This window comes from Stieleria magnilauensis (assembly GCA_007753675.1).
GTDB lineage: Bacteria > Planctomycetota > Planctomycetia > Pirellulales > Pirellulaceae > Stieleria > Stieleria magnilauensis.
Genome location: CP036432.1, coordinates 6,191,887 through 6,217,204, shown reverse-complemented (window position 1 = coordinate 6,217,204; position 25,318 = coordinate 6,191,887). Strand labels below are relative to the sequence as shown.

15 protein-coding genes are annotated in these 25,318 nt (G+C 60.0%); 8 read left to right on the top strand and 7 right to left on the bottom strand.

The features are described from left to right. The first annotated feature begins 181 nt into the window (after positions 1–181). Positions 182–4,099, top strand: a complete 3,918-nt coding sequence (locus tag TBK1r_RS22205; protein ID WP_145215586.1) for an FtsK/SpoIIIE domain-containing protein — start codon at positions 182–184, stop codon at positions 4,097–4,099. Positions 4,100–4,140: 41 nt separating this feature from the next. Then, on the top strand, positions 4,141–4,473 hold the full coding sequence (locus TBK1r_RS22200; protein WP_095739753.1) for a histidine triad nucleotide-binding protein: 333 nt from the start codon (positions 4,141–4,143) through the stop codon (positions 4,471–4,473). A 211-nt stretch (positions 4,474–4,684) separates the two neighbouring features. Here TBK1r_RS22200 and TBK1r_RS22195 read toward each other — a convergent pair whose 3' ends face one another. Beyond that, positions 4,685–5,275, bottom strand: coding sequence for a hypothetical protein (locus TBK1r_RS22195; RefSeq protein ID WP_145215583.1), 591 nt, complete (start codon positions 5,273–5,275; stop codon positions 4,685–4,687). A gap of 312 nt (positions 5,276–5,587) precedes the next feature. On the opposite strand from TBK1r_RS22195, the gene thrC reads away from it, so the two are divergent. Beyond that, the gene (gene thrC / locus TBK1r_RS22190; RefSeq protein WP_145215580.1) at positions 5,588–6,949 is read left to right on the top strand and encodes a threonine synthase; all 1,362 of its coding nucleotides are present in this window, start codon (positions 5,588–5,590) and stop codon (positions 6,947–6,949) included. Positions 6,950–7,116: 167 nt separating this feature from the next. Here thrC and TBK1r_RS22185 read toward each other — a convergent pair whose 3' ends face one another. Together TBK1r_RS22185 and TBK1r_RS22180 are read right to left on the bottom strand one after the other, a co-directional pair. After that, the gene (locus TBK1r_RS22185) at positions 7,117–7,806 is read right to left on the bottom strand and encodes a class I SAM-dependent methyltransferase (RefSeq protein ID WP_145215577.1); all 690 of its coding nucleotides are present in this window, start codon (positions 7,804–7,806) and stop codon (positions 7,117–7,119) included. A 26-nt stretch (positions 7,807–7,832) separates the two neighbouring features. After that, positions 7,833–8,312, bottom strand: coding sequence for a hypothetical protein (locus TBK1r_RS22180; RefSeq protein ID WP_145215574.1), 480 nt, complete (start codon positions 8,310–8,312; stop codon positions 7,833–7,835). 247 nt (positions 8,313–8,559) lie between these two features. Between TBK1r_RS22180 and TBK1r_RS22175 the strand changes: the two genes are divergently transcribed. Continuing rightward, entirely contained in the window at positions 8,560–10,170 is a 1,611-nt protein-coding gene (locus TBK1r_RS22175) for an outer membrane protein assembly factor BamB family protein (RefSeq protein WP_145215571.1), read from the top strand. Positions 10,171–10,219: 49 nt separating this feature from the next. Here the strand turns inward: TBK1r_RS22175 and TBK1r_RS22170 are convergent, their stop codons facing one another. Beyond that, positions 10,220–10,411, bottom strand: a complete 192-nt coding sequence (locus tag TBK1r_RS22170; RefSeq protein ID WP_145215568.1) for a hypothetical protein — start codon at positions 10,409–10,411, stop codon at positions 10,220–10,222. Positions 10,412–10,506: 95 nt separating this feature from the next. Beyond that, on the bottom strand, positions 10,507–11,715 hold the full coding sequence (locus tag TBK1r_RS22165) for a DUF1559 domain-containing protein (protein WP_145215565.1): 1,209 nt from the start codon (positions 11,713–11,715) through the stop codon (positions 10,507–10,509). Positions 11,716–12,178: 463 nt separating this feature from the next. Between TBK1r_RS22165 and TBK1r_RS22160 the strand changes: the two genes are divergently transcribed. Further along, positions 12,179–14,221, top strand: coding sequence for a protein kinase domain-containing protein (locus tag TBK1r_RS22160; RefSeq protein WP_145215562.1), 2,043 nt, complete (start codon positions 12,179–12,181; stop codon positions 14,219–14,221). A 254-nt stretch (positions 14,222–14,475) separates the two neighbouring features. Next, the gene (locus TBK1r_RS22155) at positions 14,476–16,614 is read left to right on the top strand and encodes a sodium:solute symporter family protein (protein ID WP_145215558.1); all 2,139 of its coding nucleotides are present in this window, start codon (positions 14,476–14,478) and stop codon (positions 16,612–16,614) included. 280 nt (positions 16,615–16,894) lie between these two features. Here TBK1r_RS22155 and TBK1r_RS22150 read toward each other — a convergent pair whose 3' ends face one another. Both TBK1r_RS22150 and TBK1r_RS22145 read right to left on the bottom strand, forming a co-directional pair. Continuing rightward, positions 16,895–18,280, bottom strand: coding sequence for a DUF1501 domain-containing protein (locus tag TBK1r_RS22150; RefSeq protein WP_145215555.1), 1,386 nt, complete (start codon positions 18,278–18,280; stop codon positions 16,895–16,897). Positions 18,281–18,288: 8 nt separating this feature from the next. Next, a complete protein-coding gene (locus tag TBK1r_RS22145) occupies positions 18,289–21,234 on the bottom strand; it encodes a PSD1 and planctomycete cytochrome C domain-containing protein (protein WP_145215552.1) in 2,946 nt (981 codons plus the stop codon). Between the two features lie 115 nt (positions 21,235–21,349). On the opposite strand from TBK1r_RS22145, the gene TBK1r_RS22140 reads away from it, so the two are divergent. Both TBK1r_RS22140 and TBK1r_RS22135 read left to right on the top strand, forming a co-directional pair. Continuing rightward, a complete protein-coding gene (locus TBK1r_RS22140; RefSeq protein ID WP_419580266.1) occupies positions 21,350–22,228 on the top strand; it encodes an alpha/beta hydrolase in 879 nt (292 codons plus the stop codon). Positions 22,229–22,617: 389 nt separating this feature from the next. After that, positions 22,618–25,317 carry a PSD1 and planctomycete cytochrome C domain-containing protein gene (locus TBK1r_RS22135; RefSeq protein WP_145215546.1) on the top strand — a complete coding sequence of 900 codons (2,700 nt, stop codon included), beginning with the start codon at positions 22,618–22,620 and terminating at the stop codon, positions 25,315–25,317. Position 25,318: the final 1 nt, after the last annotated feature.

The following is a 25,318-nucleotide window of genomic DNA, read 5'->3' as shown; positions in this document are numbered from 1 at the left end:
AGTCCCCTGTCGTCGACGAGTCCCCTGTCGTCGGCAGATTGGCAAGGACTCGTCGCCTCGTCCACTACCGCCTACCCCGAAAACCAAGGTGCGGCGGAATACTAGTGCTCAGTCAACGAGCCACCCGAAGATTAAGTTGTGACAAAGCACTCGTCTTTTCTCCTCGATTCCGATCCGCACCATGAAAGACTTCTCGGTCGCACCCGCCGGGCTGTTCTCGCCCGAGCGACAACGCCGCCTGATCGATGCGTTGGTCGCGCGGTTTGAAACCTGTCAAGCCCAGCGTCAGGAACTGATCAACCAGCACGCCGCCCAACGCGACGAAGAGGAGCAACAGTTGCTGTCCGATCGCAGTGGCGTGACGGCCGAGTGTCGACGGCAGCGGCGGATCACGCTGGGGCAATGGGACGCGGCCGAGGAAAAGGTGTTCGCCAGCTATGAAGAGGAAACCGTTCGGTTACGAACGGAGGTCAATCGTCTCGCGTCGCTGTATCGCAAGAAGGCTGCCGAGGGAAAAACCGCGATCGAGCGGAAAGTCGAAGCGCGTCGCGAAGCCGTCCTGCATCAATTCGAGGCGCGGCGTCACCAGCCCGGCGAGCAGAGTAAAAAAGAGATCGAGCAAATCAATGCCTCGCTCGTTCCGATCAGTGAAGACGTGGCTTGGGCGCGCGATCTGACGATTCGGCGACTGGATCGGTTGCCCAACGTCCCACCGGCGGAGACTCCCGAAGACGACATGAGCGAGCCGGCACCGGAATCGATCGCGGATTCGGTCGACACCGTGTATCGGCTTTCGCGAAAGTGTCGGGGCTTTGTCACCGAGCTGCAAAACAGTGCGGCGGCCAAGTTCGATGATTCGTTTTATTTGCCCGGTGGCGTCGCGGTCGCGGTCGTGTTGTGGTGTGTCGGCGTGCAGGTCGTCCAACCGGCTGAGTATTGGCTGTACATGGTTTCCGGCGTGGTGGCCGCGGCCGTGATCGGGTTTTGCATTTACGCGGCGTTGCTGATTCCTCTGCGACGACATACCCGGCGGATGTACCCCATGATCATTCGGACGGGGCAGGCCGCCGAAGAAGCTGCCGCGGCCGGATGCAAAATCTCCAAAGACACCGCCCGCGACGCGTTGGCCGAACTGGAAGACCGCCGTGATCGGCACCTCGAAGCGGCCGAGCAATGGCGCGAAGAGCAGTTGGAACATCTGGCGCAGCAGTTGGCGGCCGAGCAGGAAGCGGCCAGGGCAGAATTGACCGAGCAATTGGAGCAGCTCGGTGAAGATTTTCTGTCCGGCTATGGCAAAGTAAATTCGGAGATGCATCATCGTGCCGAGCAGGTCGCGGCAACCATCACGGCTCAGTTGGCCGACACCGACCAAGCCTTGCACCGGCAACGGGAAGCCAACGCGCGGCGACGGCACGAGGAATTGCAGCGGGTGACCGATCGAATGCGAGACGGCGTGCGGGGCGGTTTGGAACGCATCAAGTCGGCCGGAAAGGCGTGCGCCATTCGGTTTCCAAAGTGGGACAAGGTCGCCGACCAGCCGCACACCGAGTGCGACGAGTTGGATTTCGTTCCGCTCGGGCATTTGAAAGTGACTGAGTTTCTGGCGCGGACGCTGACGTCCGAACGCATCGGGGATGCTCCCGACGGGGCGGGCAACCATTCCGATCAAGTCAAGCCGCTGTTTCGCAGCGGTGACCTTCCCGACGAAATGCCGGTGGCGCTCCATCGGCGGCTCCACAGCGGTTTGATCATTCACGCCGCCCCGGACCAGATGTCCAAGGCGATCGAACTGGTTCATCAGGTGTTGTGGCGAATGCTTTCGGGGACCTCCGGCGGGCGAACCAAGTTGACGTTGATCGATCCCATCGGTCGCGGCCAGAACTTTACCTCATTCATGTCCTTGGCCGATCATGATCCCACCCTCGTTAGCCATCGTGTCTGGACGACCGAGAATCAAATTGAAACACGTTTGGGCGAAATCGCTCAGCACGCCGAGGATGTTTTGCAGTCCAGTCTGCGGGACCAGTTCGAACGAGTCGAGGACTACAACCTGATCGCAGGTTCGATGGCCGAGCCCTATCAAGCGGTCGCCTCGGTCGGGTTTCCCGAGGGCTTGACCCGTGGCGGGTACAAGCATCTCAAAGCGCTGATCGAAAGTGGCGTTCGCTGCGGCGTGTTCGTTTTCATGGTCTGCAAGCAGGATCAAGTTTGGCCCAGCGATCTGCCGTTGCCCCACGACAGCCGCGTGCTGGAATTGTCGGTCGACAAAGAGGGCCATTGGAGCGTGCGGCACGAGGGTCTGGAACGATTGGAGTTTGTGCCGGCGGAGAATGTCGCGGCCGATCTGCGTGGGGAACTGGCCAACCAGATCGGGACGGCCGCCACCATGGCCGCGCGGGTGGAAATCCCGCTGGAGTCGGTCCTGCCGGCACAAGGCGGCAAGGCGCGGACCGACGAGGGGATCGAGATCACGATTGGCAGCCAGGGCGGACAACGGACGCTCGCCTTGGACTTGGGCGAAGGCGTCCGCCAGCATGTGTTGATCGCCGGGAAAACCGGATCGGGCAAAAGTACCTTGCTGCACTCCATCATCACCTCGGGGGCACATCACTACACGCCCGACCAACTGCAGTTTTACTTGCTGGATTTCAAGAAGGGCGTCGAATTCAAGACGTATGCCGACAGCGCGTTGCCGCACGCACGGGTGATCGGCATCGAAAGCGAACGCGAATTCGGTCGCAGCGTGCTGCAGCGGCTGGACCAGGAATTGCAACAGCGTGGTGAACTGTTCCGGGCGCAGTCGACGCAGGAGTTGTCAGACTATCGATCGGCGAGCGGACAGCCGATGCCGCGAATCATGCTGATCATCGATGAATTCCAAGAGTTGTTCATTCGCGACGACAAGGTGGCCGCGGAGTGCTCGATGTTGCTGGACCGGCTGGTTCGTCAGGGGCGGTCGTTTGGGATCCACGTGATTTTGAGCAGCCAGTCGCTGGCGGGTGCCTATTCGTTGCCGCGGGCGACGCTGGGGCAGATGGCCGTTCGAATCGCGATGCAATGCAGCGAGTCCGACGCGGCGTTGATCTTGTCCGATGACAACACCGCGGCGCGATTGATCACGCGACCCGGTGAAGCGATTTATAACGATGCGGGCGGATTGATCGAAGGCAATCAACCGTTCCAGGTTGCCTGGCTAAGCAACGACGAGCATCGAAAGTTGTTGTCCAAGATCGCGCAGCGGGACAAAGTGTTTCTCGAAAAACTTCCTCCGCCGGTGGTGTTTGAAGGCAATCGTCCCTGCAAATGGTCGCCGGGGTTGGCTGCGGCCGCGATCGGCGATCGGGCTCAGTCGGGCGAAGAGTTGCACGGATTGTTGGGAGAGTCCGTAGAAATCGGTCCGCCGGTTGCAATCGAATTGTCGCGCAACGCCGGCCGCAACGTGGTGATGATTCCGGCGCCGGAAGCCCGCCCCGGGTTGCTCTCGGCGATGCTTTCCGGGTTCGCGAGGTCGAACTCGGAATTGGAAGTGATCTATTTCAATGGCAACCGAACCAACGAAACTCAGTCCTTCTCTCCGTGGTTGCAGCGGGCGGGGTTTAACTTCCGGGAAGTGAAGCCGCGGGACAGTGCGCCGGAAATGGGCAAGTTGGCCGAGCTGGTGAAGGAACGCGGTGACGAGGCCGAGGGGGTTCATCCGATCGTGATCGTGATTGATCCGTTGGATCGATTCCGAGATTTTCGCCACGAAGACGCGTTTAATTTTTCGCTCGATGCGACGCAGGGCAGCATGTCCGGAGGCCAGGCGATGCGCGAAGTGCTCAAGGACGGACCGCCGGCCAACGTCTACTGTATTTTGGTGTGCGGCGGCGTGGAAATCATGACGCGTTGGTTGCCCCGGCAATCGCAGCACGATGTCGAACTGCGTGTGCTGGGGCAATTGAATGCGTCCGATTCGTCCTTGTTGATCGATTCTCCGATCGCAAGCGAACTGTCCGCGGCGACGATGCTGTTGTACGATGAACCGGCCGGCCGAATCAGCAAGTTTCGCCAGCCCGATCAAGCCGATGCGATGGACGTCAAAGCTTGGTTGGGATCGTAGTACCTCGTTCACTTCCCAAGATCAGGTTCACACCGTCGACCATGCCATCGATCTTTAGCAAAATCATCGACCGCGAAATTCCCGCCGACATCGTATTCGAAGACGACGTGTGCTTGGCGTTTCGCGATATCAATCCCAAGGCGCCGGTTCATGTCTTGGTGATCCCCAAGAAAGAGATTGAATCGCTGGCGCATTTGTCCGACGAAGATGAATCGATTGTCGGTCACTGCGTGTTGGCGGTCGCCAAGATCGCCGCCCAGGAAGGTTTGGCCGATGGCTACAACATGGTCGTCAACTGCGGCCAGGCGGGAGGCCAGGAGGTGCCGCACTTACACTTTCACCTGCTCGGTGGAGCGAAGCAGACGCTGGTTTGAACGAGCGCTTCGTAGGGCATGCTGTGCATGCCGGGGGTCTTCGTTCAGCGAGGTTTTAGCGGTAGGACGCAATCGCAATACCGCGAAATCGCCATTGATGGGCGCCCGGGCGCTGGCGCGAACTGGCTGATATCAATTGATGATCAGCCGTTTGGCGCGAGCCTACGGGCCCTGCGCTGGTCAAAACCTTGTCGATTGAATCGACAGCCCGCTAGACGGCAGCGTCGCCTTGCCCGTGCCAGAGGGAATTCTCGGTCGTCAGTCCCGAGAGGGCTCGAGCGAGGATGGCGGTGCGGCGAAGGGCGTCGTGCAGCGGTTCAGCCCAGGGTCCGTGGTGGGCACGTTGCCAGGCGGCCTTGGCCAAGGCGATCGCTTGGCCGTCATCGCCGCCGCCGTCGCCGCCTTCGAGCGGATCGGCCGGAAGCCGGTCGTAGTACGAGCGAAACATGGTCGTCGCGGCAAAGAACGAACGCATGCCGTACTGGTCGGCCAAGGCCGCTTGAAGCCTCAGGCAGGCGTGCTCGTGGAACTTTTTGGACGGATCAAAACTCTGCAGACCCCAGTCCGGTTGGTGCACACATTCGGGGCCTTCGCAGAGGGCGTGGCAGATTTCGTGCAGAATCATTTGCGCCAGCGAGTCGTCCGGGTCCAAGGTTTCGGGCGTCCCGATCGTCAGCACGCCACGCCCATCCCAGGACGCATTCACCTCCGCACTGCGCTCGATCCGCATGCCCATTCGGCCGGCGGCGTGAATCCAGATCAGCCCCAGGGGGTCGGCGTAGGTTTTGTCGATTTTTCGCAAGGGTGAACTCGGCGGGGGGGACGCGCGGGTTGGCGGGCGGGTCGGCGGGCGGTTTCGCGTGGCGAATCCTGCTTTTCACGAACAACACGGTGATGAAAACGACGACCTCCAAAGACGGCCGAGATTTCAAAGGCTTGGCTGCCGCCGCGGATTGTACCGACTTGTGAGCTCCCGCCGATCCGGTGTCTGATTAGCTGTCTGATTAGCCGTCCGATCTCCGCAGCGGGCGTCTTTTCGAATCGCTTGCCCTTTGCCATCCCAGGTCGGTTTGGACATAATGCGGTCTTATTCTGCACTTACCGGGATTTCACCATGTCGTCCGCTGTCGAGTCCAAGTCGGATTTAGAGAACCAGACTGTCTATTTTCGTTGCATCGCGGGTTGCACCGCCAAGCACTCGATCTTCGACGTCATCTACACCTGCCCGTCCTGCGGCAGTCTGCTGGAGGTGCATCACGAGCGCGAGCCGCTGCGGAAACGCAACCCCTACCAGTGGCAGCAACTGTTCGACTCCCGCGCCAGCACCTCGGATTGGCCCTACGGCAGCGGCGTCTGGGGCATGCGTGAGTGGGTGATCCCCTCGCTGGCTAACGAAAACGTCGTCAGCATGTTCGAAGGAAATTCCAACTTGTTCTGGGCCGAGCGATTGGGTCAGCAGTTGGGCGTCCCGGACTTGTGGATCAAGTTGTGCGGCAACAGCCACACCGGAAGTTTTAAAGACCTCGGCATGACGGTCTTGGTCAGCGTCGTCAAGCAGATGATGGCACAGGGCAGTCCGGTCAAAGCGGTCGCCTGCGCCAGCACCGGCGACACCAGTGCGGCGCTGGCCGCCTACGCGGCCTATGCCGCAATCCCGGCGGTCATCTTCTTGCCCGCCGGCAAGGTCAGCACCGCACAGCTGATTCAGCCGGTCGCCAACGGAGCCCACGTGCTGGCACTGGACACCGACTTTGACGGCTGCATGAAAATCGTCCAGGAAGTGACACAGGACAATTCGATCTATCTGGCCAATTCGATGAACAGTCTGCGGATCGAAGGCCAAAAGACGGTGGGCATCGAAATCGTTCGCCAATTCGATTGGGAAGTGCCCGATTGGATCGTGATTCCGGTTGGCAATCTCGGCAACATCAGCGCGCTCCACAAGGGATTTCGGCTGATGCTGGACTTGGGGTTGATCACCCGCATGCCCCGGCTGGTCGCCGCCCAAGCGGCCAAGGCAAATCCGTTTTATGAATCCTACAAGAACGGATTCAAAGAGAAGATTCGCGTGACCGCCCAGGACACACTGGCCAACGCCATCCGAATTGGTGACCCGGTCAGTTACGCCAAAGCGGAGCGGGCGATCGTGGAAACCGACGGCATCGTGGAACAAGCGACCGAAGACGAATTGGCCGCGGCGGCCGCCCACGCGGACTTGACCGGCATGTTCACCTGCCCCCACACCGGCGTCGCGCTGGCCGTGCTGAAAAAGCTGATCAAGCGGGGCGTGATCAAATCCGACCACAAGACGGTCGTGATCAGCACCGCCCACGGTTTAAAATTCACCGATTTCAAAGTCGCCTATCACGAATCACGACTCGAAGAGGTGACCAGCCAATACGCCAACCCCGCGGTGCATCTGCCCGCCGACGCCGACGCGGTGAAAGCCGAAATCGAAAAACGGCTCGGTCGCTAAGCGACTGTTTCCTGTGACGTAGCTGCCGTCGCCAGACGGCGGAACATCCACGCTCTGGCAAGCGTCGCGCGACCAACGGCGTAGGTCCCGAGCAATGGGGCGACACGCCGCAATGGCTCGACTGGCCGCGGTTGAGCGAAGTGGCACTTCACGTCGCCGCGACGGTTCTACTGCGATAATTCTTTCGACGCGACGACGATGTAATGTGGCGTTCGAGCGGTCTGGTTCCACTGATGAGTCAGGTCGACGAATTCAATCGTAAATCCAACCGCCTCCAGTAAATATGGGACCGTTGCCATCGACTGGCTGGTCGACAACGGCAGCACATCAACTTCTTCGGCCCAGTCGCCGACATAGGAATCGCGGCCAAACAGGCCGTCGATGATCACCACGTGACCGCCCACGCGCAACCAATGGTGCCAGTTACGAAATGCGACCAGCGGGTCAAACAAGCTGCTGACAACTTTTCTGGATGCGATGACGTCAAAACTTGAGTCCGCGAACAGCGTTCGGTCGTCATCATGGTCGCAGGAGCCAACGATCGGTCTGACCCGTTTCAGTTCCGGTTTCGTCTTCAACCGTTCCAGCATCGACGGCGATGGTTCCAGTGCGGTGATCGATTCCAACGGCAAGTCGGTCAACGCACTGCACAATGCGCCCGTCCCGGCCCCCACATCTAAGACATCGGCGTTTTCGAAAATCGTGGTGACGTGTTGCAAATCTGCCAGCAATGCAGATTGCATCTCTGCGGACAACGTTCCCAATCCAGGCACGCCATCGTACTGCTCGGCAGCCTGACTGTTGTACCGGTCAGCACTACGGCCTCGTGCGGCCTGTCGATCGGCTTTCCATTGCATCGAGTTGACTTGGTTTCCGTCCGGGGTCACTCTGCCGAGAGTGCCGGTTTGGGCGTGTACCCGCGCAGGGCCGGTTGAGGCGTGTAACCGCGAAGCGCGGGCCGGGGTGTGTAGCCACGCAGGGCCGGTTGGGGGAAGTAACCATAGAGTGCCGGTCGGGGCGTCCAGCCGTACAGGGCCGGTCGCGGCACGTAACCTTGCAGTGCCGGTCGAGGCGTGTAGCCGCGGAGCGCCGGTTGCGGCACATAGCCGCGCAGCGCCGGCTGGGGCACGTAGCCATCGAGTGCGGGACGAAACCGATTGGTCTGGGCTGACGGCGTGGCCTGAGCCGACTGCATGGCCTGGGCCGACTGCTGAGACAGCCGTTGTTGCCGGCGCATTTCCAACGCATCGTCGCGACGTTGCTGGAGCCGAGCTCGATATTCAGCAAACTTTTGTGGATCTCCCTCGGCCCAGGCGTCCTGGCTGAGGATGGCGAGTGCAGCGATCAATAAAATCGATCTCATGGCTCAATTACCGGGTCGTCTTGGGGGGCGGGGCGAGGCTACTAGGTTTCTGCAGCCTGTGGCGGGGGAGAGTGCATCAAGCATTGTAGGCGCCCGGCAAGTCCGGGATCCACTACGAAAAGCCGGCGATCGTCGAAACAGGGGGCCGGCAAAAAGCGGCGCACGACTCAAAGGCTTGTAAAATGCACCGATTCGTTCCGTTTTTCATGCCTCATGGCAACTACGTTTCACTCGCCTAGGACCTTCGATGATCGTCAGAACCGGATGGCTGCTCGCTGGACTCTTTATCTTCGGGGGCAGTCTGCTGCGGGCCGAAGACCATTGGCATCAGGCGGCCGGGCCGAACAGCAACTGGCAGACCGACGGCCGTGCACCGCTGCGTTGGAGCGTGACGCGGGAGGAAAACATTCGCTGGCGGACCGCGCTGCCCGAGGCCGGGATGAGCAACGTCACCGTCTGGGGAGACTGTGTGTTTGTGACGACCCATGTGCCGATTCAAACGCTGGAGCAAAAGAACGCGGTCACCGACATCATCGGTTTCTGCCTGGACGCAAACACGGGCGAGAAGCTTTGGCAGGCGACGTTGCCGGGCAGCGTCTTCATCTCGCTGGCCGGCGGATTCACCGACGGAACGGTGTTTGCCCCAATCACCGATGGCCGACATGTTTGGTTTTTCAATCGATGCGGGTCGATGGCGTGTTACGATTTCAACGGCAACCAGGTCTGGTTACGGGAGTGGACGCCGCGTTTCAAACACAACAATCGCCAAGCGGAACCGTTTCTGGTGGGCGACACGATCTTGTACGTCGAGGTCGCGAACAAGGAGGCCGGCGGGAAGATTCAGAAATGGATCGCCCCGGGGAAAAAGTCCGCCGGAACCGCGGTGCCAGCAGACGTCGATGAGAAAGACGTTTGGACGTATCTGCACGGCATCGACAAACGAACCGGCAAGGTGCTGTGGCGCGAACAGGTCGGGACTTCGGTACACAACACGCCCACGGTTGGCTTGACCGCCGACGGAAAATGGGCCGTCGCCCATGCCCGCGGTGGGCCACACGGTCCATTGGAAAAACCATCCGGCCAAAGTCTCACCAGCCTGGCACCCGGTGAAGCGGGAAAGACGCTTTGGAGCACCGAGCTTCAGGGGTATGATCCGTCATTCGCCAGTCACTGGAACCAGCGCTATGTGTTTGGATTCCAAAAGGGCAATCATCTGGTGATGGATGCGTCTTCCGGCAAACTGCTCCGCACGCAGCCCTTGTACGACGGTGCGACGGTTTGGGCGTTCGAGCCCGAACGTGGAAGCTGGACGAAACAAACCGATGTGGCGGTCAAGGCCGGAAAGGGGCATCCGAATACCAATCAGGCCAATCTGGCTGTCGGCCAATGGCATTGGTTTCTCTCGCACAACGTTCACTATCTGGGGCGGGTGAACGTCGAATCCGGCGCCGTGGAATATCTGGAATTGCCGGCGCAGTTGATGCCCAGTGCGACGTCACGAAAGCAGGATGTGTTGTTGTGGGGCAAGGGCAATCCCGACAATCGACCCACCAATGCGTCTGGATTTGCCGTCGGCGACAAAGGGCACAGCGGAACGGGCTGGGGCCACATTTCGGCGGCCAGTCCGACATTGGTGGGTCGCTATCTGTTCTTGCCCGTCGTGACGGGAACGGTGTACGTCATCGACACGCACGTCAAGCAGCTCTCGCCGGATGCCCTCGTCGCCGTCAACGACCTCGGCCCCGGCGGAGAAACCTGGACGCTGGCATCGTTGACCTACTCCAAGGGGCGTCTTTATGCACACACGATGAAAGAGATCATCTGCATCGAAGACGCCGATGCAGTGGTAGGGAAATGAGCGGGACGGGAAACGCAGTACGGTCGCGAATCTCGCGTCCGGCTGCTGCCTATTCCGCGTCCCCTTCAATCTCCTCTTCATAGCCCGCGTCGGCGTTCGCGGCAGCCAAATCCGCTTCATACTGGGCAAAGTCGTCCGCGGTTGCCCCCTCGGTCGCAAGCGTGGTTTCGCTCGAGCCCCCGCAACCAGGTAGGGCAAAACTGATACAGAAAACGACCAGACAAACGTAAACAGACTTCATCGATTCTTACTTCTCATTGCGGGGAACTTTCGACAAACAATCGCCGCCCAACGGGCCGAAGCCAGAGGGGCGGCGGCGTGAAGATTCATCAAACTTTATTGGTTCAACTGCTCTTCGATGGTTTCGCTGGAAGCGCGTGTGCCGAGGGCGCCCCACAATCCATACGGACTTTGGGAACCCGGCACATTGTTCAGCCAGATATTGGCGGCCCGTGAGTCGCCCGCTTCGATCGAATCGCTCAAAAAGACAACCGCTCCGTCGCCCATCAGGACGTGGGCGCCACCCTGGTGCCGACTGGAGACCGTTGCCACCAGCGTCGTCCCCAAGGCATTGTGCCGTCCGCAGGCTTCACGGTTTGGAGGCAAGATGGTGACAACGCTCGCCATGATCGGCAACGCGTCGGCCCAGCGATGTCCGCGGGCGAAGTTGCGACGGTTCCGTTGTTGCCACTCGGGCAACCAGAATCGCGGTCGGTCCGGATCGACGTAGCCGTTGTCCTGGCAGATCGATGGGTTGTTGCGGATTTGAGCGTGGCCGATCGGGCTCGCGTTTCCGCCGTTTGTCGCAATGCCGTTGGCGCGTTTATCGCCATCTTGCAAGGCGGTCATGATCTCGCCCATTGCGATCGTGTTGGACAATCCGTCGAGAACATCACGAAACTTTGACACGTCGACCGGCTTGAAGAAACCGCGATGCGCCGCTTGGGCATGCCGTGAACGGCCCGTCGTTTTTGCCGTGCGATTGCTGTTGTAGGGACCCAGGTGAAGATTCCAGATCGAATCGCCCAAGCAAGACGCGTAGTTGGTGCGTCCCAAGGCTGGCAGTCCCGTCCCCGGATCACTGGGGCAACGGAACGTCGGGACTTCCGTCACCCAGGGAATGTACTGAATCTGATCGGCGGTCGGTCCCATCGCATTCCAAGGCGGGCTCTGTAAGCCGCCATCGGTTCGTTGTTGACTGGGATTGGAAATGTGATCCCACAGTGCCTGCTGTTCAATGAACGCCGTGATCGGAACGAGTGAGCTGAGGCGAACGCGGTTGGAAACGACCGAGGTGCGCCAGTATCGGTTCGCAGGCTCCTCGTTCGTTCCTGTCCCATGCGTCGGGATTTGTTTGTAGGCCGAGTGGTAATTGTGGATGGCCAATCCAATCTGCTTGAAATTGTTGCTGCAGCTCATCCGCCGAGCTGCTTCGCGGGCGGCTTGAACTGCCGGAAGAAGCAATCCGACAAGGATGCCGATGATTGCAATGACGACAAGAAGTTCCACTAATGTGAAACCTCGACTGCGCTTTGAGTACTTCATTTGACGAGCCAACATAAAAATGAATTCGAGAGAAAAGAAATGCACACCGCAATCACCGGGTGGCAAAGGGGCCTGCCGTCACACTTCTTGGCCTACAGGCAGCTCGACCTCTCCCCACCGAGTAGGGACGCGGAACAGCAACTTTCACTATAACCCTCGCCCATCGACCAACAACCAAGTTTTGCGACGCCGCCGGAGCGATTTACGTCACCGGAGCAGTCGACCGCGGATTCATCAACGCCTGTCGCCTCAATCCCTGCACCATCAAAACGCTACACGGAACACCGGCTGTCCGATTAAATGTATCGCCCTGTAACGGTTTGTATTGATTTGTATCGCGTCCGCTCGCGTCGGCCGCGACGGATTCTTCGTAACACCCTGGTCGCCTGGCCGCTTGGTCAATCGTACGGGAGCGTTCTACGACGCTCATCTCTCCCAAACCGACGATTGCAGGCCCGGCGATATGGTCATTCTCCAACAAGGCTGCGAGCCGATTCCGGGCTACGTTCTCGCTGAAAAGCTCGGTGAAGGTTCGTTCGGCGTGGTCTGGGCGGCCGACGGCCCTGGCGATACCCGTGTCGCACTCAAGTTCCTCGATCTGCACCAAGCCGGTGGTGCCAAAGAATTCGAGTCGATCTCGGCGATCAAAAACGTTCGCCATCCCAATCTGTTGCCGATCACCGGTTACTGGCTGTTGGATCGGACGGGAAAGCCGATCCGTGATGGACGAACGAACCGGTTTCGAATGACGCCCTGTGAGCCGGCGACGTTGGTCATCGCGATGGTGGTCGGCGAAAAAAGCTTGGACGACGTGCTGCAAGACTATCGATCGCGGGGCCAGTCGGGGATTCCCCTGGTAGAGCTGCTCGACTACGTGGAGGATGCGGCGCGCGGATTGGATTTCCTCAATGCGCCCCGTCACGATCTCGGCGACGGACGACGGGTGTCGATTGCCCATCGCGACATCAAACCCGACAACATCTTGCTGGTCGGCGACGCCGCAGTGCTCTGCGATTTTGGTGTCGCCCGACCTTGTTATGCCGATTCGATTCGCTCGACGGGCATGATCGGTTCACCCGCCTTCATTTCACCGGAGAGCATTTCAGGACATGGTTCGGTCGCCAGTGATCAATACTCCTTGGCGTTGACGTATTACTACCTCCGCACCGGCGACCATTCAGTTCAGGCGATCAATCAAGCCACGGCGATCCATTGTCACGTCAGCGGCGAACTGGATTTTTCAAAGGTCGGTGTTGACGAACAAAAGGTACTCGAGCGGGCCACCAGCCTGGACGCATCGGCGCGTTTCGATTCCTGTCGCCAAATGGTTCGCGCCTTGCATCAGGCCGTCGCACAATCGTCCGCTGCCAGATCAATGGATCCGGCGTTCCCGATCGCCAATCCTGACGCGATTGCCACCGCGATCGACCCGCGGTTTCAGTCGACGACGGCGGCCGAAGGAAACGAACTCGCAGCGCTGTCGCCGTTGCCGGGTTCGCACGTCGCACGGACGGGGTCCTGGCGGAAACGAAAGACGGGCAAGGGCCGGCGCTTCCGCCGCTTGGTCGCGTCGACCGTCATGATCGCACTCGCAGCCCTCTCCATTCAATTTGTATCGCGCGGTCCCCAGGTGCAAGGTCAACCCCACGCGATCGCCAAGCTACCGATCTCCATGGAACACCCGCCGGTCGACGCAAGTCCCCGCGCCTCCATGGCAGACGATGAATCCGAGACGGACGAACTGCGTCTCGCCGATGACAGCGTTGCCGATGACAGCGTTGCCGTTTCCACAGTGCCTGTCATAAACGAGCACCCCGAAGTGACGCCGCAGCCACCAACCCCCGCCATCGTCGATCCCGCTGCGGAGCAGAACACGGACCGCGATCCGGCGGTGCTGCAGGTCGTCACCCACACCACGGCTGTGTCAGATGACGTCACCACCGACACCGCGCCCGAAACGATCGTCGCGTCCGTGCCCGAAACGGTTGCGCCCGCCACACAGGCCGATCCTGCGGACGCGTCCGATCGAACCATCGTCGCCTATCAAAAGCTCGGCGGGACGTTCACTGATGATCGGAGCGAATTGGATTTATCAGGAACCAAGGTGACGAACGCCGATCTGTCCCGCTTGCGATCCTTGCCGTCGCTGATTTCGCTGTCACTGGAAAACACCGCGATCGACGATGAAGGCTTGGCGACGATCGTCGAGCTGCAACCGAATCTCGAAAAGCTGTTTCTCTCTCACACGAAAGTGACGAATTCGGGACTCACGTGTCTCGGGCGGCTCGGCGACTTGGTCTGTTTAGACCTTGCCGGTTGCAAGATTACCGACGCCGGATTGGTGCATCTGCATTCGCTGGAAGGATTAAAAGCCGTCGGGCTGAAATCGACGCGGGTTTCCCGATCCGGGATGGAACGATTGAGCGAAGCCTTGTCACACCGGGCGGTGATTCAAGGTCCACAGTTCAGCCTGTTGGGCGGCAAGCGATTCGATGTGATGCACTGAGTCTCATGTTCGGGGACGGTGGGTGACGCGACACCTTCGCAGGACCGAAATCCGATGGGATCGGCTTGCCGTTGCGCACCGGTGCGTCTGGAGAGTGTATTCTGTTGGGCCATCCTTCGAATGGATTTGTTGCTGTGGGACAAGACACAGTAGAGCCTGAACGCTGACGCGAAACGGCTGATGTCTGTGGGAAAACGAAGTCACCCTTCGCGCCGCAGTGACGGATCCGGAAAACGCCCACCTGAGTAGAGCTGATGACCTGGATCGACTACGTCGTTGTTGCCGTTTACTTCATCGTGATGATCGCCATCGGATTGTGGGCGATGGGGCGTGTCAAAGGGCAAGAAGACTACTTCATGGGCGGGCGTGGGTTCGGCAAGTTGTTGCAAACCTTCGCTGCGTTCGGCGCCGGGACGGGGGCGCATGAACCGATCCAGGTCGGCCGTACCGGTTGGACCAGCGGGCTCAGCGGCGTGTGGTCGGCGCTGATGTGGCTGTTCGTCACCCCGGTCTATTGGATCACCGCGGTGTGGTATCGGCGGATGCGGCATTTGACGCTCGGGGACTGGTTCGTCGAGCGTTACGAGTCCAAGGCATTGGGCGCCGCCTACGCCGTTTTCGCCATCATCTTCTACATGTTCTATCTGTCGACGATGTTGTCGGCGATCGCAAAATTCGCGGTGCCGTTGATGGGCCTCGATGAGATCGCGGGGTTGGACTTGAAGTACGTCTTGATCCCGGGCTTGGCCGCGATTGTGATCGTCTACGGCGTGTTGGGCGGTTTAACGGCGGCATATTGGACCGACTTGATTCAAGGAATCTTTATCATCCTGTTGAGCGTGTTGTTGATTCCCTATGGGCTCTGGGCGTTGGTCAAAGAGTTCGGCGACCCGTCGACGCAGGGGTTCATGGACGGATTCACGATCATGCACGAACGGGTTTCGTCAGACTATTTCAGTCTATTTGCCGGGCCGAGTGCGGGCGAGTTTCCGCTGCAGTACATCGTCGCATTGACGCTGTTGGCTCTGGTCGGAATCGTCGTCCAACCGCACTTCATCGCCACCGGCGGCGGCTCGGCAAAAAGTGAAAACGAAGCACGGATCGGGCTGGTGGTCGGCAACTTTCTCAAACGCCTGTGCACCGTCGGCTGGGCGATCACGGCGCTGATCGCACTGGCCCTGTTGGCCGGTCGTCCCGAGTTGGCCGTGGATCCTGATCTGGTGTGGGGAATCGCGGCCCGCGAGATCCTGGGGCCGTTGAATCTAGGGTTGGTCGGTCTGATGTTGGCCTGTCTGATGGCCGCGATGATGAGTTCAGCCGATACGTACATGATTGTCAGTTCCGCGCTGATCACCCGCAACCTGTATGCGGCCTACGTGAATCCGTCGGCGACGGACCGCGAGAGTGTGAAGGTGGCTCGCGTGACGGGGCTGGCCATCATCGTGGGAGCGTCGATCGTGGCGATCACCATGGCAGACGTATTCGCTCAGTTTACCTTCGCGATCGAGTTGCCGATTCTGTTCGCCGCGCCGTTCTGGATCGGAATGTTTTGGCGCCGTGCCAATGGCACCGCGGTGTGGATCACGATCGCGTTTTCGGCGTTGTTCTTTTTCATTTTGCCGCTCGTGATTCCAATGGTCTCACCCGAGATGCGCACCGATCCGGCATGGACGACGACGACCAACCGCATCGTCAAGTCGATCAAACGCACGGCGACGCCGGCCGATGTGGCCCGCCATGAAGCTTGGGTCGAAGCGATGGAGCAGGCGAAGGATGATGAGACGATGCGTCAGAAGATCGGCGCCGAGCCGCCGCGGTGCGAGGTCGGAGATCAGATCGAAGTCGTCTTGATTTCCGGCGACACCTCGATTTTTTGGAGCGGCGGCGTGAAGCCGGTCGGCGAAGAATCGCTGCAGATGATCAGCACGGTGCAAGACGGGGCGGCGTCCATCTTGACCCAACGACGCACCGGACAGCTGCAGGGCGAGGGGACATTCAAGCTCGATTTCGTACTCTATCACTACATCGGGATCGATCTGGCAAATGTCTCCAAAGCGACGCTGGAAACCCTGCGATTGCCGACGCGAGTGCTGTTGCCGTTCCTGGTGCTGATCGTGGCCAGCTTCCTGACGCCCCGCACGAGCGAGTCGGTGTTGGATCGCTATTACGCCAAGATGAAAACGGAAGTGGATCCCGACCCGGAAACCGATCGCCGCAACCTGGAAGAGTCGTACAGCAATCCGAAACGTTTCGAGGACCGCAGGCTGTTTCCCGGCACGGACATCGAAGCGCTGCGTCCGCGCAAATCCGACGTGTATGGATTCGCCATCTCCGTGGCGGTCTGCTTCGTCGTCATCGCCCTGCTGGTCTGGCTGGCCGGCATCGGCAGTTAGGGATTCTCCCGCAAATCGATTTCGGATGTGATTGGCAGTGGAAGGCCGCGGGGCAACGCCGCAACGTTTCGGCAAGCGGAGGTGCCGCCGCTCGCGCTGTCGCGAACCGGCTGATGTCAAACGATGATCAGCCGATTGGCGCGAGCCTACGGGCCCCAGCGAAAACGAACGACGCTCAATTGAACGCCATTGGCTCAACACGTGTGTCGGTTGCGATTCGATCGACGACGGCACACACAGCGTGCCTGACGGTGTCCGTGATGCGGTGCATCACGTCCTGCTACCCAAAGACTTCCCGAACGGCCTCGCCTCCGAACACCGTCGGCACTTCATCGCGGCCGTGATGGTTGTAGGTCAAACGGTTGGCGTCGATTCCCAACGCGTGCAGCATGGTCGCGTGAAAGTCGTGTGGGGACACCGGGCGTTCGGTCGCGACGTAACCCAGCGGATCGGTCGCGCCGATGATCTGCCCGCCTTGAACGCCGCCACCGGCCATCCAGATCGAATAGCCGGCCGGAGAATGATCGCGGCCCTTGCCTCGGCCTTCCATCGTCGGCGTGCGTCCGAACTCGCCGGCCCAGACGACCAGCGTCGATTGAAGCAAGCCGCGTTGCTTGAGATCCGCCAGCAAACCGGCGATCGGGACGTCGGTCCGCGCGGCCATTTTGGAATGGTTGCCCTTGATGTTGCCGTGGGCGTCCCAGCCGCCGACACGGACTTGCACGAACCGTACGCCGCGTTGGACCATGCGTCGAGCGAGCAGGCACGCGCGGCCGACCGTTTTGCCATCGGGATGATTCAAACCATACAGATCTCGCGTTTGCTGCGTTTCCTTTCCGATGTCAAACAACTCCGGCGCCGACGTCTGCATCTGGAACGCGGTTTCATACGATTCCAATCGCGCCCGCAGTTCGCTTTGGCCTCCGGATTGATCCAAGTGCCTTTGGTTGAACCAACGAATCAATTCCAGTTGATCGCGGCGTTGCTGCTTGGACGTCTGTTCCGGCATGTCCACGTGCCGAATCCCCTTGGCCGGGTCGACGACGGTGCCTTGGAATCCCGACGGCAAGAAGCCCGATCCCCAACCGGCACCTTGGGGAAACTGCATGCCGTCGGTGTGCAGGTTCATTCCGATGAATGCGGGCAGACTCTCGTTGGCCGTTCCCAAACCATACAGCGACCAGCTGCCGATACTGGGGCGATCACCGGCGGAGGTGCCCGTCAGCGCGACGCATTCGCCGGGCCCGTGCACCGGATTGTTGTGCTGCATCGATCGAATGACACACAAATCGTCGACATGTTCCGCCGTTTTGGGCAGCAAGTCGGAAACCGGAATTCCGCTTTCGCCGTAGGGTTTGAACGACCACGGCGAACCCATCAAGTTCTTCAGCCCGGCTCGTTTGATTTTGGGGATCGTTTCGGCAATGCTGTCGGGAACGTCCTTGCCCGCCAGCCGGTCCAGCTCCGGTTTGGGGTCAAACGTGTCGACTTGGCTCGGACCGCCGGACATGAACAAAAAGATCACGCTCGATGCCGTGGCGGGGTGGTGCGTCGCATTGGCCCCTTCCGCTTCGGCGTGGCGCAACAGCTGCAGCGCCATCGCACCGGCACCGAGTCCGCCGCCGTACAGGAATCGTCTTCGGTCGATCCAAGGGTTTGACGTCATGCGTCTCTCTAATTCAGGTACAAAAACTCGCTCAAGTTCAGGATGACCAGGCATAATGATTCGAGCGAATGATCACGCAGGTACTGTGTCATCTTCTTCGCCTCTTCCTCGGACGCGTCTCTGCCGAGCGCCAGCCGCAGCGCGGTTGCGGCGTATTGGTCTTCCGTGGCCATGTTGCGGACACGATCGGCAAAACGGTGGCTGATCGTATTGATGAAGTCGCTGTTGAGCAGGTACAGCGGCTGCAGCGAGACGGTCGACACGCGACGCCGCGAACAGGTTGCCACCGCCGCAGGGCTATCGAACAGCGTCAACGATTCTGCGATCCGTTCGCGTTGCTGTGGCAGGTAGACGCTGCGCCGGTAGGCTTCGTCCGCATCCTCGTCACTCACACTCGGGCCTCCCACGGTCGTGTCCAGTCGGCCGGCGACGGACAACGCCGAATCCCGGATCGCTTCGGATTCCAGTCGTCGCGGGGTCCAACGCCACAGGGATTGGCAATCGGGATCTATGTCATGGTTGGGCTGTGAAAACGCCGCCGATTGTCGATAGGCCATCGATCGGAGGATCAGTCGATGAATGTGCCGCGTGCTCCAGCCGCTGGCGACCAATTCGTCGGCCAGCCAGTCGAGCAGTTCGGGGTGTGTCGGGGCAGCACCTTGAGTCCCAAAATCTCCCGAGGTCGCAACCAGACCGGTGCCGAAATGCCACTGCCAAATCCGATTGACCCAGACGCGCGCGGTCAACGGATGATCCGGGGACGCGATCCAGTCGGCCAAGTCGGTTCGTGAAGTCGCACCGTCAGGCGTCGGTCCGAAAACTGCCGGCCAGCCGGCGCGAACTTCCGGGCCGACCGACTTGGCATCACCGCGCAACCGCAGGTAGGTTTTCATTTCTGCGACCGATTGAAGATCACGCGGCAACGGCCAACGCATCTCGTGGGGCGCGACGGACACTCCCGCATCGCCTCCGCTCCAGCCCCAGACTAGTGGGGTCGACGCGATCGCGGAATCGAGTGCGGCCAGCGCTTTGCGTTCCTGGGCATTCATTGCGCCGATCACCGACTTGGGAATCACCAAGACGGGCTCGGGGACGCCGGCACGACGCTTTTGGGCAATCATCCGCGAGTGAACGGAGTCGAATAGTTGCCAACGCGCGTCGATCCACGACTCCGCTTCGGCGGGGGCATCGGCCAGCAACAGGTTTCCCGGTTGCCCGCGCGTAAAGAACGCCTGCAATCGGTAGTAGTCGCGAATCGTAAACGGGTCGAACTTGTGGGTGTGACACTGGGCGCATTCGAGCGTGACGCCCAGGAACGTTTTTGCCGTGGTGTTGACCACATCCACCAGAATGTCCTGGCGTTGAATCTCTTTGTCCAGCTCATTGCCGCTGTATCGGGCGGCGGCCAGGAATCCCGTCGCCTCCAAACAACGCGATGCCCCGTGCAGTTCGTCGCCGGCAAGTTGCTCGCGAACGAACTGGTCGTACGGTTTGTCGTCTTGAAAACTCTGGATCACATAGTCACGGTAACGCCAGGCGTGGGGCCGCGGTCGATTGTGTTGATGACCATTGCTTTCGGCCCACCTGGCCAGATCCAACCAGTAGCGTCCCCAGCGTTCGGCATAAGCCGGTGAAGACAGCAATTGATCGATCCAGCGATCAAGTGATTCGTGACTGGAGGCTTGCTCAAGTCCCGGGAACGCCGATGGTGGAAGCCCCGTCAGATCCAACGCGGTTCGACGTTGCAGCGTCGACCACAAAGCCGTTTCCGCAGGCGTCGTGCCCATCTCTTGTTGTTTGCGGGCGATGAACGCGTCAACGGGTGTCCGCAAGGGCCGAGTGGACGATACCTCAGGAATCTCAGGTCGACGGACGGGCTGTAGCGCCCAGTGATCGGACTGCATCGCGGGCGTTGGCAGCAGTCGATGGTCCCAGACGACGCCTTCATCGATCCAATCACGCAGCACGCGGATTTCGTCCGCACTCAGTTGCGTGTGGTCATCATCGGGCGGAGGCATCTGCTTTGCCGGATCGGATGATTCGACGAGCGCAATCAGATGGCTGGCATCGGCATCGCGGGGAGACAATTGGTTCAAGACTTCGTCATAACTGTCCAATCGCAATCCGGACTCTGGATCCTCGCCGCTGTGACACTCAAAGCAATGTCGATGCAGAATCGGATAGACGTCATCGGCAAAACGGACCGTTGCGGTGAGTGTCTGCACCGTCACTGGTTTCGTCGTCGGTGTCGTGGGAGTGACTGGGGCGGGCAAGCCGAAGGATTCCAGCCAGGTGGTCGCCAGCGATACCTCGGAGACCAAGATTCGATCGTCGCGTTCGGTCTTCATCCCCGTCGAAAATCCGATCCAGCCGATCGACCCAATCGCGTTTGTTGCAGCGACCTCGATGGCCGGAGCTTTCGCGTCAAGGATTTCAGGATCGATCCAGACGCTCAACCGGTCATAGGGTTGTCCGCTGCCCGATCGCGATCGCGAGGCTTTGGCCAGGATCGTGTAGACGCGATCGCCCTGCAGTTCGATCTCGGCAAAGTGTTGGGACGAGGAAACGTAGCGTGCCATGAAGGCGTTCTTGTCTTCGTCGACATGCAGCCCGATGTTCGGCACACCGCCGTTGTGTCCCGCCGCGTCGCCCCCGTCCTGCTCGTCGAGCCATAAAACCAGAAACTCGCCGTTTCCGTTGGGAGGCGTGTCGAGACTGGATGAATCGTAGCGCAGCTGAAAACGAACGAACAGTTGGTCGCCATCAAACGGTGCATCGAGCCGTCGCCGCAGCGGATTGTTTCGCCCGCCGGTCCCGCGGATTTCGAACCACTCCGCCGCCCCGCCGGATCGCGACCGTGTCCAATCGCCCGACCAGCCGATCGGATCTCCCGCCAAGACCGGCGCGTCATGCCAGATGCAGGTGAGTAGCAATGCGATCGCGAGAAAACGCATTTTGGTGAATCATCGGTGGGCGAGTGACTGGGGGGGCCGCTAGTATAACCCATTCTAAATCACCGCGGTCATGAATTTGATTTGTTCCACCACCGACGCCCGCCCGGAGTCTTCGATGCGAATTTCCTGTCCGATGCGACCACGGTTCCTGTCGATGATGCTGGTCGCATGCTGCGTCAGCGTTTCCTTGAGCCGTCACACGCGAGCCGACGATTTCACGGTCGTGAAGGGCCTCCATTTCAGCAAAGCTACGGCGTCGCTGACACTGGATCTGTACGTTCCCCAAGCGTCTGCCGATCGGTCGCCCTGTGTCATCGTCATTCAAGGCGGTGGCTTTCGTCCGCAGAACGGACAGCGATTCAAACCCTTTGCAGAACACTTGGCGAAGCACGGTTTTGCAGCCGCGTTGATCTCGTATCGCGGCAGTCCCGAGCATCGGCATCGCGACACCCTGGCCGACGTGAAAGCCTCCGTCCGATTCATCCGCGAGGTGGCCGACAAATATCAAATCGATGCCGAGCGTATCGGCGCGACGGGCCGATCGGCCGGCGGAACACTCGCCGCGCTGCTGGCGGTCACCGGCGAAGACGACGATCCCGACAGCCACATCCGAGCCGCCGTTTGTTTCGCCGGCGTGTTCGATTTCGTATCGCGGTTTACCCAACAAGAACAGCTTCAGCTCCAACCGAAAGCCAAAAACAAACTCAAAACCAACGGAGAGTGGATCGGCCCGGCTTTTTCAACCGAGGATCCGGAATGGTCGGCCGCTTCGGCGATCACGCATGTCGATCCGAGTGATCCGCCGATCCTGTTCCTGCACTCCCGCGATGATTCCACCGTACCCTGGCTTCAGTCACGCGACATGCACCGCGCGATGACGGACGCCGGCATCGCCGCCGAGATCCGGGTCTATGAAACGGGAGGCCACTCGGTGTCGCCCGAAGACAGGAACTCACTCGATGACATGGTCGAGTTTTTTCGAACGCGACTTTAAGCGTGGAACCGTCCGGGGAAACCGTGGACCGAGGCAACAGTGCGAAAAGTTGTCCACGAATCACACGAATTGCACGAATGCCAAGTGGAGATGGGGTTCCGCTGGGACGCCTTGGCCAATGGCGTGTGTTAAAATGGGCGGAGCGGTATTTCATATCCAAGATCAGAGATTTGCTGCCACTGCCACTGCCACTGCCACTGCCACTGACGGAATCGCTGTGCGATTCCTCTGAAGCCCGGAGGGCTGGCACAATGGTTGCCGGTGGCGTCAGCCACCGGTTGCGAGGGGGCAACACGCGTAGGCCCGGAGGGCCGGCACAATAGGTCACTGAATCCAAGGCATTGTGTCGGCTCGTTAAGAGATCGTTGGTCGAGCAAACAAGGAACACCATGAGGACCATCGTCGCCATCATCCTGATCCCGCTGTGGATCCTTCCACCGCTCGTCGCCAACGATGACGTCAGCAAAGGTGAAAAGCTGTTTGCGTTGCATGTCAAACCGCTGATCGCAGAGAAGTGTCTGGCCTGTCACGGGGCGGAACCCGATGACATCCAAGGTGGGCTGGACCTGCGAACTCGAGAAGCCTTGATTGCCGGTGGTGAGTCGTTCGAAGATGAAGTGCTCATCCCTGGCAAGGGCGAACAGAGCTACCTCTATCGGACCGCCAGCCGATCAGAGGAAGGCTTTGAAATGCCGCCCAAGGAAGCCGACCAGCTGACCGAAGCTCAAACGTGGTGGATACGTGATTGGATCGATGCCGGAGCGCCTTGGCCGGATGAACAACGCGTCGCAATGATTCAGCAGCGATACGCCGAAGGTGTGCAGGTGGCGACGTCCAAGGCGCTGTCGGACGACTGGCAGAACCGACGTTACGAACCCCAGAAGCTGTGGGCGTATCGGCCGCTGCAGCACGTCTCGGTGCCCGCCGGCAAACACCCGATCGACTGGTTCATCGACGAGAAACTAGCCGCGGCAGGACTCGCGCCCGCGCCGCCAGCACCGGCCGCTGAATTGGTGCGACGGATGAGCTTCGGTTTGACGGGGCTGCCGCCGTCACCGGAGGACGTCAAACACTTTACCCGCGAGTATGCCAACGACCGCGAAAGCGCCGTGCGGATGTTCGCGCAGCAACTGATGGCGTCGCCGCACTACGGCGAACAGTTCGGCCTGCGTTGGTTGGACGTCGTCCGCTACGCAGACACTGCCGGTTTTGCAAACGACTACAGTCGCCCCAACGCCTGGCGTTACCGTGACTATGTGGTCCGCGCTTTCAACGAAGACAAACCTTACGACGAGTTCATCCGACAACAGATCGCCGGGGATGAGATTGACGCCGAGGATCCAGAGAATCTGATCGCAACGGGTTTCTTGCGAATGGGGCCGTGGGAACAGACCGGCATGAGCGTGTTCAAGGAAACTCGTCAGCAATGGCTCGATGACATCACCGATTCGGTCGGCCAAACCTTTCTCGCGCACGCCTTGCAGTGTGCCAAGTGCCACGATCATAAATTCGATCCCGTGCCGACACGTGACTACTACAGCATGATGGCGGTGTTCTCGACGACCCAGTTCGCCGAGCGCGACGCACCGTTCCTGGACGTGGAAAACAAAACGGGTTTCGAAGCGTCCGACCAATGGGTCAACGCCAAAGTCGCCGCCTACGAGCGAGAACGCAAGGAACTCAACCAGAAAGTCGCCAAGGCGCGGAAGCAGGAAACCGGTGATGCAAAGGTCGGCGACAACGGGCTGGACCCTGGCGACGAAGCCTCGTTGGCCAGAATGTCGAAAAACATCGCGCGTCACCGTTGGGAACTCGATCGCACCCGGCCAATCGCCTTTGCCGTTTACACGGGCAAGACGATCCAACGCAACAACGTCGGCAATCGGATCGAGTTGCCGGAGAACCCTTGGGCCAAGGGACAACTCGAAGCCGACGCGATCTTGGCCGGCGGCAACGTCTATTCACCGACTGACCCGGTCCAGCCGGGACCACTCAGTGCTGCGGTCGCGCTCGGTCAGATGCAGCCTCCTTCGTTTCCCGACGGCAAGGGAAAACGCCGCTTGGCGTTGGCTCGGTGGATCGCCGCCGAGGACAATCCGTTGACCGCCCGCGTGATCGTCAATCGCGTCTGGTCGTGGCACTTCGGCAAAGGACTGGCCGGCAACCCGAACAACTTCGGCGGAACCGGCGCCCTGCCGACACATCCACAATTGCTCGACCACTTGGCGCGCTGGTTCATGGACCAGGGGTGGAGTATCAAGAAGCTCAATGAGCTGATCGTCACCTCCCAGGCCTATCGCCGCAGCAGCCGTCATCCGCAGCCGCAACGCCAAGCCACTCTCGATCCGAAAGGGAATCTTTACGCCTCGTTCCAGCCACGTCGATTGACCGCCGAAGAGATTCGCGATGCCATGCTGGTCGCCAGTGGTGAACTCAATCGCAGCATCGGCGGGATTCCGGCGCGGCCGGACGTGAACTTGGAAGTCGCGTTCCAACCACGGCAAATCATGGGCGGGGCGGCTTCGGTTTATGAACCCGATCCGACTCCCGGGCAACGCAACCGCCGCAGCCTGTACGCCGAAAAGATTCGTGGGCTGCGGGATCCGTTCCTCGAATCGTTCAACCAACCGGGACCGGACAAGTCGTGTGAGTTGCGGGAGACATCGACGGTCGCACCCCAAGCGTTGACACTGCTCAATTCCGAAGAGGTTTTCGACCGATCGATCGCGTTCGCCAAGCGGTTGGTCGATGAACAACTCGACGATGTTGAGACCATCGATCGTGCTTTCCAATTGGCACTGGGGCGAACGCCGACTGCTGAGGAACGTTCACTGTGTCTAGATCAATGGAACGACGCGATCGCTGAAGAATCGTCGCGATCCTATCAAGCCAAAACCTGGCCGGATCAGATAATGCGAACGGTGATGGCGGAGAAAACGGGGCAACCCTACGACTTCATCGAAACCATGCCGGCTTACACCAATTACCAACCGGACCTTCAGCCCGCCGACGTCGATGCGAAAACGCGCGGACTGGCGCATGTCTGTTTGGTGATTTTTAATCTCAACGAATTTGCCTACCTGGATTGAT

Coding starts and splice junctions, on each gene's coding strand:
- TBK1r_RS22170 (WP_145215568.1), bottom strand. CDS start 10,411: ATGAAGTCTGTTTACGTTTGTCTGGTCGTTTTCTGTATCAGTTTTGCC.
- TBK1r_RS22135 (WP_145215546.1), top strand. CDS start 22,618: ATGAGGACCATCGTCGCCATCATCCTGATCCCGCTGTGGATCCTTCCA.
- TBK1r_RS22200 (WP_095739753.1), top strand. CDS start 4,141: ATGCCATCGATCTTTAGCAAAATCATCGACCGCGAAATTCCCGCCGAC.
- TBK1r_RS22155 (WP_145215558.1), top strand. CDS start 14,476: ATGACCTGGATCGACTACGTCGTTGTTGCCGTTTACTTCATCGTGATG.
- TBK1r_RS22165 (WP_145215565.1), bottom strand. CDS start 11,715: ATGAAGTACTCAAAGCGCAGTCGAGGTTTCACATTAGTGGAACTTCTT.
- TBK1r_RS22180 (WP_145215574.1), bottom strand. CDS start 8,312: ATGAGATCGATTTTATTGATCGCTGCACTCGCCATCCTCAGCCAGGAC.
- TBK1r_RS22175 (WP_145215571.1), top strand. CDS start 8,560: ATGATCGTCAGAACCGGATGGCTGCTCGCTGGACTCTTTATCTTCGGG.
- TBK1r_RS22205 (WP_145215586.1), top strand. CDS start 182: ATGAAAGACTTCTCGGTCGCACCCGCCGGGCTGTTCTCGCCCGAGCGA.
- TBK1r_RS22185 (WP_145215577.1), bottom strand. CDS start 7,806: ATGCAATGGAAAGCCGATCGACAGGCCGCACGAGGCCGTAGTGCTGAC.
- TBK1r_RS22145 (WP_145215552.1), bottom strand. CDS start 21,234: ATGCGTTTTCTCGCGATCGCATTGCTACTCACCTGCATCTGGCATGAC.
- TBK1r_RS22140 (WP_419580266.1), top strand. CDS start 21,350: ATGCGAATTTCCTGTCCGATGCGACCACGGTTCCTGTCGATGATGCTG.
- TBK1r_RS22150 (WP_145215555.1), bottom strand. CDS start 18,280: ATGACGTCAAACCCTTGGATCGACCGAAGACGATTCCTGTACGGCGGC.
- TBK1r_RS22160 (WP_145215562.1), top strand. CDS start 12,179: ATGGTCATTCTCCAACAAGGCTGCGAGCCGATTCCGGGCTACGTTCTC.
- thrC (WP_145215580.1), top strand. CDS start 5,588: ATGTCGTCCGCTGTCGAGTCCAAGTCGGATTTAGAGAACCAGACTGTC.